Genomic DNA, 11,268 nt, shown 5'->3' on the forward strand with positions numbered 1-11,268 from the left:
TACTTTACGCAATCGCTCTCAAGGTTAGCCTCGTTGCTGAGCCCACACCTTAAAGCTATTTGAATATAAGTATATGCACAGAATGTTTACATTAAGAGTAACCCCGGTAAAACAGACAGATATTCGACAGGCAATGGCCTTATTGATAAAAATGCGCTGCTTTAAAGGCACTACTTCATAATTTAGTGGATAAAAATAAGTTATTTTTCAAACAATTTAACAGGAGTAGATTCTTCGTTATTTGATTGAATACACAAACAAACAGGTTTATACGTGATGCTTGTCACGGGGATTTATTAATTCACTTCACAATTAGTTCGCAAAGTAAAAAAATTGTCCCGTTATAGAATTTCGGAGTGCAAGATGTACATGGCTCAACCGGGCCATATTGATCATATCAAACAGGTCAATGCTGGTCGTGTATATAAACTAATTGACCTAAAAGGTCCTATTTCTCGAATTGATTTGTCCAAGCAGAGTGAGCTTGCTCCTGCTAGTATCACCAAAATCACTCGAGAATTAATTGAAGCGCACTTGATTCATGAAACGACAGTACAAGAAGCGACGAGTCGTGGTCGACCTGCTGTCGGTTTGCAGGTCAATAATGAAGGCTGGCAATTTTTGTCAATGCGTTTGGGGCGGGGTTATTTAACCATTGCTTTGCATGAGTTAGGCGGTGATGTACTGATCGATACTAAAATCGAGATACACGAGCTTGACCAAGACGATGTGCTTGAGCGCCTGCTTTACGAAATTGATGAATTTTTTCAGACTTACGCGGATCAACTGGATCGGGTTACCAGTATTGCCCTTACACTGCCTGGTCTCGTGAACTCAGAGCAAGGTGTCGTTTTGCAGATGCCTCATTACAATGTCGAAAATCTTGCTCTTGGACCAGAGATATACAAAGCAACAGGCTTGCCAGTTTTCATTGCCAATGACACGCGAGCTTGGGCATTAGCAGAAAAGCTTTTTGGTCATTCTCAAGATAATGACAACTCCGTTCTTATCTCTATCCACCACGGTTTAGGTGCGGGCATCATTCTGGATGGGCGCGTTTTGCAAGGCCGTCACGGTAACATTGGTGAACTCGGGCATATTCAAATTGACCCAAATGGAAAACGTTGTCATTGCGGCAATATTGGCTGTTTGGAAACCGTTGCCAGTTCTCAAGCAATTCGTGAAGAAGTCGTAAGACGAATCGCTGATGGCGAAGACTCTATTCTTGCTAAACAAGAGGAAATGAGTATTGAGAGCATTTGTGAAGCCGCTGCAAACGGTGATCCTTTGGCCGTCGATGTGATTGAAAAACTTGGACGCTACTTAGGCTCTGCAATTGCTATTGTGATCAACTTATTTAACCCTGAGAAAATCTTGATCGGTGGTGTGATTAACCAAGCAAAAGATGTGCTTTATCCTGCGGTTCGTCGCTGTATCGAAGAGCAGAGTTTACCTGTTTATCACCAAGATCTTGAGCTGGTGGAGTCTCGTTTCTATAAGCAAGCCACAATGCCTGGTGCCGCGTTGATTAAGCAAGCGTTGTACGATGGTCAACTATTGATGAAGGTTGTGGAAGGTTAAGTACTTTTTAACATGATGATGTGCCTGGCTGTTGAGACTGCATTTGTAGGTGATTTAGGGTGAGACTTAACGGCTCACCCTTTTTGATCGCCTATTACTAGAAAGGGAATTTGAGTTATGTTGCATTGCTATATCTGCGCCATTCATGTAATTTCCTAAAAAGCTCAAGTAAATAAACAAAATGGCTTTCAATGTGCTGCGTGACTTTGCGTCTGATGCAAAGAGAAGTAATACGCTAAAACTGTTGTACTTTAAAGCTGTGCTCGAAAAGCCAAATATTTTAAGGTTATTTGGTTATATAACCTTGCTGTGTCTGTACTGATTTCGAGTAAAATAAGAATTATCCATAATTTAGGTAGTAGTATGTCCGGAGTGTTAAATACGGTTGACCAGCGTACAAACTTGGTTGGTGAAAATCGACTAGAGCTTCTGCTGTTCACTTTAAATAGTCGCCAATTATTTGCGATTAATGTGTTCAAAGTGAAAGAGGTCATCAAGCTTCCGCCGTTAACCAAGCTCCCAGGATCGCACTACAATATTCGTGGGGTTGCTTCTCTACGAGGTGAAGCGGTACCAGTGATTGATTTACGAGGCGCAATTGGTTTTCCTGCTTTACGTGGTGAAGCGGAAGAAGAAAATTTGATCGTGACAGAGTACAACCGCACGGTGCAGGGCTTCTTAGTCGGTCCGGTTAAAAACATTATTAATACGGCATGGACTGAAATTCAGCCGCCTCCTTCCACGTCTGGTCGCTCGAATTACCTCACGGCTATCACGCAAATCAAAGAGGGGGATGCCTCTCAAATTGTCGAAATTATTGACGTTGAAAAAGTTTTAGCAGAGATCGTGCATTACGACGTGACTATCTCGGAGGACATTCTCGATCAAGAATTGGCCCAAGCAATGGTCGGGCGTAATGTTCTGATTGTGGATGATTCCTCTACAGCTCGTAATCAAGTTCGCGATACGCTTTCTCAATTAGGTATGAATATCATCGAGTGTCGTGACGGGCTAGAAGCGTTAACGGTTTTAAAACGTTGGTGTGATGAAGGTAAAGATGTAGAAAAAGAGCTATTGATGATGATTACGGATGCTGAAATGCCTGAAATGGACGGTTATAAACTGACCCATGAAGTGCGCCAAGATCCACGTATGTCTAAGTTGTTTATCACATTGAACACTTCTCTGAGCGGTAGTTTTAATGAAGCCATGGTACAAAAAGTAGGTTGTGATCGTTTTATCTCTAAATTCCAACCAGATCTGTTGGTTGAAGTTGCTCAAGACCGGTTACGCCAGATGCTTTCTAAAAGTGCATGATTAGATCTAGTGAAACCAGAGGGAGCGCACCTCTCTCTGATTTTTAACATCTCTCTCCTTAATTCCTCTGTACTAATGGAAATCCCGAGATTTACTTTGTAGATTGTTCAAGTAGTGCGTGCAATCAATCAACTTACCAGCAATGACGTGCGTGACTTCTCCCTCTCTTTCAAGAATGCCTTTCACCATTAATACTTTAGCGCCTAAATACGCTTGCTTTTGGGCTCGTGCTGTCGCTTGCCAAACGACCACATTAATGTTGCCCGTGTCATCTTCTAACGTAAAAAATGTCACGCCAGCGGCGGTGCCTGGAGATTGTCTTCCTGTTACCACACCTACCACTGTGACCAGTGACTTATGCGGTTTCTCTGTCAGTTGCCTCATGCGGGTAAAGTGAGGGAGTTTGCCCGTTTCTTCTAATAATTTAATTGGATGGCGGCTAAGAGATAGTCCCGTGCTTGCGTAATCCTCAATTAAATTTTCATATTCAGAGGGTTGAGTCTGGTAGCTAACATTGGGTTCTTCGACCTTGTGAAACAATGGTAGGTCAGATAAGGAATCCATTGCTGCCCAGCGAGCGTTATAACGATTTCCCGATAAGGCCTGAAATGCATTGGCTGAAGCCAATAATTCAATGTCACTTCGGCTTCTTAATATCTGCTTTACTTCTTGAATCGATCGGTAACCATTAAGTGGTTTGCGCTCAATAAGCCTTTGTGCGCTTTCTGCGTTAAAGCCTTTCACCAAGCGAAAACCAAGTTGCACGCCGAGCCTGCCATTCGGACGTGAGACGAGATGATGTTGATATTTTGAATGATTGACGCACACCGGCAATACTTCGACGCCATGTCGGCGAGCATCTTGTACTAATTGCGATGGGCTATAAAATCCCATTGGTTGGCTGTTCAATAATGCAGTGTAAAATTCGGCTGGGTAATAATATTTTAACCATGCAGAACAATATGCCAGCACTGCGAAAGACGCTGAATGACTTTCAGGGAAGCCGTACTCACCAAAGCCGCAAATCTGATCGAAAATGCGCTCAGCAAACGCTAAGTCATAACCTCTCTCTTGCATACCATTGATCAGTTTTGGTCTGAATTTAGCGAGATCGCCATTCTTTTTCCATGATGCCATCGCTCGACGGAGTTGATCGGCCTCGCCGCCGCTAAACCCTGCGGCTACCATGGCTAGCTTGATGACTTGCTCTTGGAAAATAGGGACGCCCATAGTCCGCTCCAGAACGCTTTTTACTTCTTCCGATGGATAACTGACAGGCTCTTTGTGATCTCGTCGTTTTAAAAAAGGATGCACCATATCACCCTGAATAGGGCCTGGACGAACAATTGCAATTTGAATCACTAAGTCGTAATAACAAGCAGGCTTTAGGCGAGGAAGCATGCTCATTTGTGCACGAGATTCAATTTGGAATACGCCTATCGTGTCAGCTTTTTGGATCATGCGGTACACGTGTGGATCATCTTGTCGGCGAGTGATCTCGGAAATCGAGAGGGATCGCTGGTGATGTTTCTCGACCAGTTGAAAGCACTTTTTGATGGCGTTTAACATGCCGAGTGCGAGTACATCGACTTTTAGTAGCTTCAAGCTTTCTAAATCGTCTTTATCCCATTGAATGATAGTGCGATCTTCCATCGAGGCATTTTCAACAGGTACCAACTCATATAAAGGGCCAGATGAAATTACAAAGCCACCTACGTGCTGAGATAAATGGCGTGGGAAGCCAATGATCTCGTTGACCAATTGGATAAACTGCTGCCCTTTGAGAGATTCTGGTTGTAAGCCAAGTTCAATAATTTGAGCTTGCCAGCCTTGGCTGCGATCTCGGCGATTAACGTTCTTAATGAAAAAATCTAATTGGGTCTCTTCAATCCCTAGTGCTTTACCGACTTCACGCACGGCACTTTTAAAGCGATAGCTGATCACTGTTGCAGCAAGTGCTGCACGCTCACGACCATATTTTTTGTAAATATACTGGATAACTTCTTCACGGCGCTCGTGTTCAAAGTCCACATCAATATCCGGCGGTTCCTTACGTTCTTTACTGATAAATCGTTCGAATAAGACAGCGATTTGTCGAGGATCGACGGCGGTAATTTCCAGGCAATAACACACTACAGAGTTTGCAGCGGAACCTCGCCCTTGGTAAAGAATACCTTGCTGTTTCGCAAACATTACGATGTCGTGAATAGTAAGGAAGTAGTAGTGGTATTTAAGCTCTTGAATAAGCGCCAGTTCATTCTCGATGGTTTGATTGACTTCTGCTGGCACGCCTTCAGGAAAACGCAGCTTTTTACCACGTTCGACCAACATACGTAAGTAAGAGTCGGGTGTATAACCATCTGGGATCAGCTCGGTAGGATATTCGTATTTTAAATCGGAGAGCTTAAACTCGCATAAATCGGCGATGTAAGTACTTTCTTCCAGCCATTCTGGTTTGTAAATCCGAATCAACTTTTTAAAAGGACGAAGCGCTCGCTCAGTATTCGAAATACGGTCAAAACCGAGTTTATCGACGCTACACCCATGTTTTATAGCAGTAAGTACATGCTGTAATGGCAAGCGTTCAACATCATGCATGAGAACGCCTCCGCAGGCAGTTATAGGTAATTGAAATTCATGTGCTAACTGCTCGCAGTGCGCAATGTACTCAGTATCGTTGTTACTCAAATGGCGCTGAATCGCTACCCACAAACGATTAGCGTGGTGTTGATTGAGCCAGCGCCCCCAATAGTGATCACTCTCTTGATGTGTGGGCAGCCACAATACCAAACAATGTCGAACCGACATCAAATCCCATTCGAACAGTTGATAGTTGCCTTTTTCACTGCGTCTCCTTGCGTTTGTGATGATACGACACAACTCGGCATAAGCCTTGCGACAAGGGCAAAGCAGTACGATTTGGCATTCATCATTTAACCAAAACATACTTCCAACGATTTGTTTGATATCGAGTTTATGTTGTTCGATGGTCGTATGGGCTTTGACAACGCCCGCGACTGAACATTCATCCGTTATAGCTAGAGCTTGATAGCGATAGAAAGCAGCTTGGAGTACCAGCTCTTCTGCATGAGAAGCCCCAGTCAAAAAAGAGAAGTTAGACTGACAAAATAGTTCCGCGTAACTCATAATGACCCAACAAAAATAACTGTCGATTTAACAAAAATAGCCATGAAGAAACCAGTGCTTGTGCTGATCGCGAAATATCCATAACCAGCGGCCTTGCTTGGTGTGTGCAATGTAGTAATCACGCATGATCTCATCACCATCCCACCACCCAGAAACTATTCGCTCAGGTCCGTGGACCAAAGAAACTTGCTCTTGCAATACAATGGGAGTCGGTAATTGCATTGCTGGGCGTAGTATGGATGGTATGGCGTGCCCCTTTTCATCCGGAGCATCAGCAGGGCGATACTGACTGGCCTTTTCTGGTCTAGGATCGCAAGCAATATTGGGTTTTAAAACGGCACTTTTTCCCAATTTAGCTTGCAGTAAAGAGAGCAGCTCTAAAGCATTCATGTTTCCTTTCTGCCCAGCAAAGAGATCGCGTGATGCACTAAGAGGCTCACCTTGACGGATGACTTTTAACGTTAGCCCTGTGACTGGGCCATTAAGCGAGAGTGATTCTAAGCTTAAACTCGCTAACTGTTGCCAACGCTGACATAGGTAATCACCTTGCGCAGAAGTGAGTTGAAGGTGTTGCTCTTGTTTCTCACGCTGGTGGAGTGTTAAACACAGTTCAAAAGCGACCTTATCTCTTAATTTTAGAAAGGTTTCGAGTTGACGAAGTAATTTGGTCAACGGCTTTTTAATCCACTGAACGTTTTCGATCTCAAACAAGAGCTCTAAATAAACTTGGAAGGATTCGGTAGGGTGATAAAAGTCGACAGGGTGTTTAAACTGCCCAGTCAGTCGACCAACGTAGTTCACCAAATCGATATCAAAGCGTCGTGCGATGTCTTGCAATGGCAGTTCAAGCAGGTTTTGCAATGTGGTGACGCCTACACGTTGTAACTTCTCTACGGTAGCGTTTGATAAATCTGTCAGTTTTAACGGTAGTGGTGATAAAGCTTTTTGTATGGCAGATTTGTCTTCACTGATGACGTTCGCTCCTGATATTGCCATCAATTTGGCAGCAAAAGGCGAAAAACCACATCCGAATTGAAAACTCAGTTTCAGCTCCGATAAGTGAGCTCTGACTTTATTCCAATAGTTTTCAAGCCCTTCATACAGAGCGAGCATTGGAGTAGCACGCAGCAAAATACCTTGGTTTGGCATCAACACAACGTCAGATGTGATCAAATACAGCCATTGAGCAATTTCTTGTAACTTGCTCAATTCGGTGTGCGGATGATAAGGATGCACTTGTAAATCTCGACACAAGGACGCAGCACTGCCTAGGCCCATACCAGGCTTAATGCCTTGTTGTTCGGCAATCTCGTTGTATTGAAGAATCTGGCAACGTTGGCTTTCGACAATCACCACGGGTTGTTCTTGGTTATCACCAAAGAGTGCGTCTAGCTGCAGGCGAGGGAAGTGCAAGTAAATCCACAGAGCCATATCACTAACCTTGGTTCGCCAGTGGGAAATTGACCACAGTCGAGTGCACAGTTTCAGATGATGGTTTCACCAGTTGCGGGTAATGGTGTTGGAAGCCGATACTAACGCTACCTCTATTCCAGCCTCCTTTCCTTTTCAGCACTTCAACATTAATCCCTTGCTCGTCGCCTTTCAGTTTTAAACTGAGTGACACAGGCAAAGACAAGCGGTTGATAGTATCTGTTTTAAGCATAAAGAGAGGGCAACTCCCTTGTTCACTTGCTACCTGTAAGCGTTTCACTTGATGTATTTCAAGCTCTTCTTGCCATAACAAAACATTACTGCATACCCCACTTTTCAGACATTGCTCTGCAGCCCAAAGAGCATCTTTGGGGTGAGTTGGAGTAACAACCCACACTTGGTTTATATCCAACCCGATGTAGTGTAAAAACAGAGAATTCACTAGCGCAGGTGGTTGAATAAATGCGGTCATACCATTGGTCTGAGTGGCTTTTAAATAGGGAGCGAGCAAACGCAATTCACCAATACTACCAATAGATTCCATCTCCACTACGCCATGAGGTGGAAAGCCTCCGCCGAGCAAATCATCTAATTCAGAAAAACCGGAACTAGTCTGCAGCTGCTGAGGATCTGCTTTCGTTAAATTTGCTTGCCAAACAAGGTGTTGGCTTTTTAAGTTCTGAATAATATCTTGCATAATAAATACCTGTATATGTGTACAGTATATTTCTGTGGGAGAAAGTCGCAAGATTTTTATGAAGAGAGAAATGAAAAAAGGCAGCGTTTGCTGCCTTTTCAATCGATTATGTGAGGTAACCTGAATGAGTTATTTACGCTTCGGTTGAGCGTCGATGCACTGACCGTTCACATCGGTAACCGCAGGATCCATTAAGTGCAAATATAGCGGCATGATATCCAGTGGCGTTTTGAGAGTATTCGCATCTTCACCCGGATATGCTTTTTCACGCATGCGAGTACGAGTGGCACCAGGGTTAATTGCGTTAACGCGAATCGGTGTATCACTCAGCTCGTCAGCTAAAACTTGCATCATGCCTTCTACGGCAAACTTAGAGATAGCGTATGGCCCCCAGAATGCGCGGCCAGAGTGGCCGACGGTTGAAGAGGTAAAGATAATACGCCCAGCTTCTGATTTACGCATCACAGGCAGTAGTGCTTGAGTCATTAGCACTTCGGCTTTCACGTTGATCTGCATGATATCGTCGAAGTCTTCCTCTTTGATTTGATCAAATGGACACAGCGAACTCAAGACACCTGCGTTGTGTAATAGACCATCCAAGCGACCAAACTGTCCTTCGATTGTCTCTGCCATATCAATGTAATTCTGCTGAGTTGCTCCCTTGAGATCCAATGGAATGATAGCTGCTTGTGGATAGCCAGAAGCTTCAATCTCATCATAGATAGATTCAAGGTTTTGCACATTTCTACCCAAGAGAATAACAGTTGCACCGTGCTCGGCATAAGAAAGCGCGGCTTGACGGCCGATGCCATTACCAGCGCCAGTAACAAGAATGACTTTACCTTTTAGAGCATCAGCTGAAACGGAGTAGTTCACGGCGATAAATCCTTATTATTGTAAGAGGGTCCATGATAGTTAATTGACGCTAAAAAACGCCTGTTTCTCAATGGAAAATCTTGGTAATCGTGACAAGATGGTTACAATACACCAATTCATGTGTTATACCAATTCCAGAACTTTCGTTAGGTATGCTATCAATCAGAACAAGTGGTTACAAACCGCGCTGCCTTCTCGCTGATGTTTCTGCGTAACATACTAACGTCATCTGAAATGAGATAAAGGAGCTCTCGTTGGAATTTTTATTAGATTATGGTCTGTTTCTGGCCAAAATTATCACGGTGGTTGCTGCGATAATTGTTCTGCTCATTATTGCAAAATCGGCTGGTGGCAAATCGGGTGCGGCGAAAGGGGAGTTAGAGATTACCAACCTTTCAGAGCAACACAAACAATCTGTTGAGCAGTTAGAGCATCATTTGCATGACGATACTTTCATCAAGGCTCGAGATAAAGCCGTCAAGAAAGAAGAAAAAGAGAAGAACAAATCTCGCGAGAAAGAAATCAAACAAGCGAGCAAAGACGGTTCATTAGATAGCAAGCGTGAACCACACCTATTTGTTCTTGATTTCAACGGTAGCATAGACGCAAAAGAAGTCGCGTCTCTACGTGAAGAAATCACCGCTATTTTGGCTGTCGCACGTGAAGGTGATGAAGTGTTACTTCGCTTAGAGTCTGGCGGTGGTATGGTTCATGGTTACGGCCTTGCCTCTTCTCAACTGGACCGAATCAAAGCTGCGGGTCTTCCTCTGACCATCTCTGTTGACAAAGTTGCGGCAAGTGGCGGTTACATGATGGCATGTGTAGCAGATAAGATTGTTTCTGCACCATTTGCAATTGTGGGGTCTATTGGCGTTATCGCACAAATTCCTAACTTCAACAAACTGTTGAAGAAACATGACATTGAGTACGAACAACTAACAGCGGGTGAATATAAACGCACGCTAACGATGTTCGGTGAGAATACCGATAAAGCGCGCGATAAGTTTAAGCAAGAACTTGAAGAAACACATGTCTTGTTTAAAGACTTCATCCGTGAGCGTCGTCCTAGTTTGGACCTAGACAAAGTAGCCACTGGTGAGCACTGGTTCGGTACACAAGCGAAAGAGCTTGGTTTGGTGGATGACATTAGTACATCTGATGATATCGTTGTTGCAGCATGCAAAGATAAAACTGTACTTTCTGTGCATTATGTACAAAAGAAAAAACTGGCCGACAAGCTAGCAGGTGTGGCGGGTAAAGTCGCTGATAGTGTGATTTTAAAGTTAGCTGAGCGTGGTCAAAAGCCGATTGTTTAATCGAGCTTAAGTTCATGACATTTAAAACGGCGAGGGCGGAAGCTCTCGCCGTTTTTGTTGAACTTTATGTTTATTGATGAATCCAATTACGCATTAGGTGTAATGCTTTACACGACATTTTTCCTCGCTCCAAAGACTGATTACCCGTATAATGTGCGCCTCGAAAACCGAGCAAATTGCTGAAAAGAAACTATTGGTGGAGAAGAACATGTCCTCTCAAACTCCGGTTGTAACCGTAGATGGACCTAGTGGTGCAGGTAAAGGCACTTTATGTATGTTGCTGGCGAAAAAGTTGGGTTTCCAACTCTTAGATTCTGGCGCAATTTATCGTGTACTTGCACTCGCTGCGATTCACCACGGTGTCGACACCGAGTCAGAAGATGCTCTTGTCCCACTAGCAACCCACCTAGACGTTCAATTTATCGCGGAAGGTGACTTAGTTAAGGTCATTCTAGAAGGCGAAGACGTGTCAGGGGAGCTTCGCAAAGAAGAAACAGGCATGGCAGCATCTAAAGTTGCGGCTTTGCCACGTGTTCGTGAAGCATTACTACGTCGTCAGCGTGCATTTGAGACCGCTCCGGGTCTGGTTGCTGATGGTCGTGATATGGGCACAATTGTATTCCCGAGTGCGCAAGCAAAAATCTTCCTTGATGCGAGTGCTGAAGAGCGTGCAAATCGACGCCTTAAACAGTTGCAAGAGAAAGGGTTAGATGTTAGATTTGCTGACCTTTTAAGCGAGATCCAAGAGCGTGACGACCGAGATCGTAACCGCCCAGTGGCGCCATTACGCCCTGCTGAGGATGCGCTTGTGCTAGATTCTACGTCGATGACTATCGACGAAGTAGTAGAAAAGGCACTACAATATATCGAATCGAAGCTAGCTGAGTAATAATACTCGACTAG

General features: G+C 44.1%; 8 protein-coding genes. 4 read left to right on the top strand and 4 right to left on the bottom strand.

What is annotated here, in order from left to right; translation table 11 throughout:
• Positions 1–363 precede the first annotated feature (363 nt).
• Together R7E47_RS07560 and R7E47_RS07565 are read left to right on the top strand one after the other, a co-directional pair.
• Complete coding sequence (locus tag R7E47_RS07560) at positions 364–1,581, top strand: ROK family protein (protein ID WP_005385828.1); 1,218 nt, start codon at positions 364–366, stop codon at positions 1,579–1,581.
• A 363-nt stretch (positions 1,582–1,944) separates the two neighbouring features.
• Entirely contained in the window at positions 1,945–2,898 is a 954-nt protein-coding gene (locus R7E47_RS07565) for a chemotaxis protein CheV (RefSeq protein WP_005372976.1), read from the top strand.
• Positions 2,899–2,970: 72 nt separating this feature from the next.
• Here the strand turns inward: R7E47_RS07565 and R7E47_RS07570 are convergent, their stop codons facing one another.
• From R7E47_RS07570 to R7E47_RS07585, 4 genes are all read right to left on the bottom strand, one after another.
• Positions 2,971–6,045 (bottom strand): error-prone DNA polymerase, encoded by a 3,075-nt coding sequence (locus R7E47_RS07570; RefSeq protein ID WP_065274706.1) that lies wholly within the window; start codon positions 6,043–6,045, stop codon positions 2,971–2,973.
• Between the two features lie 27 nt (positions 6,046–6,072).
• Positions 6,073–7,476, bottom strand: a complete 1,404-nt coding sequence (locus R7E47_RS07575) for a Y-family DNA polymerase (RefSeq protein WP_033905737.1) — start codon at positions 7,474–7,476, stop codon at positions 6,073–6,075.
• Between the two features lie 4 nt (positions 7,477–7,480).
• Positions 7,481–8,173, bottom strand: coding sequence for a translesion DNA synthesis-associated protein ImuA (imuA, locus tag R7E47_RS07580; protein WP_186584799.1), 693 nt, complete (start codon positions 8,171–8,173; stop codon positions 7,481–7,483).
• Positions 8,174–8,302: 129 nt separating this feature from the next.
• Entirely contained in the window at positions 8,303–9,049 is a 747-nt protein-coding gene (locus R7E47_RS07585) for a YciK family oxidoreductase (protein WP_213905694.1), read from the bottom strand.
• 254 nt (positions 9,050–9,303) lie between these two features.
• Here R7E47_RS07585 and sohB point away from each other — a divergent pair, with 254 nt between their 5' ends.
• Both sohB and cmk read left to right on the top strand, forming a co-directional pair.
• Positions 9,304–10,365 (top strand): protease SohB, encoded by a 1,062-nt coding sequence (gene sohB / locus R7E47_RS07590; protein ID WP_213965581.1) that lies wholly within the window; start codon positions 9,304–9,306, stop codon positions 10,363–10,365.
• Positions 10,366–10,573: 208 nt separating this feature from the next.
• A complete protein-coding gene (gene cmk, locus R7E47_RS07595; RefSeq protein ID WP_021033981.1) occupies positions 10,574–11,254 on the top strand; it encodes a (d)CMP kinase in 681 nt (226 codons plus the stop codon).
• Positions 11,255–11,268: the final 14 nt, after the last annotated feature.

It is taken from the genome of Vibrio sp. Vb1026, assembly GCF_033338745.1.
GTDB lineage: Bacteria > Pseudomonadota > Gammaproteobacteria > Enterobacterales > Vibrionaceae > Vibrio > Vibrio alginolyticus.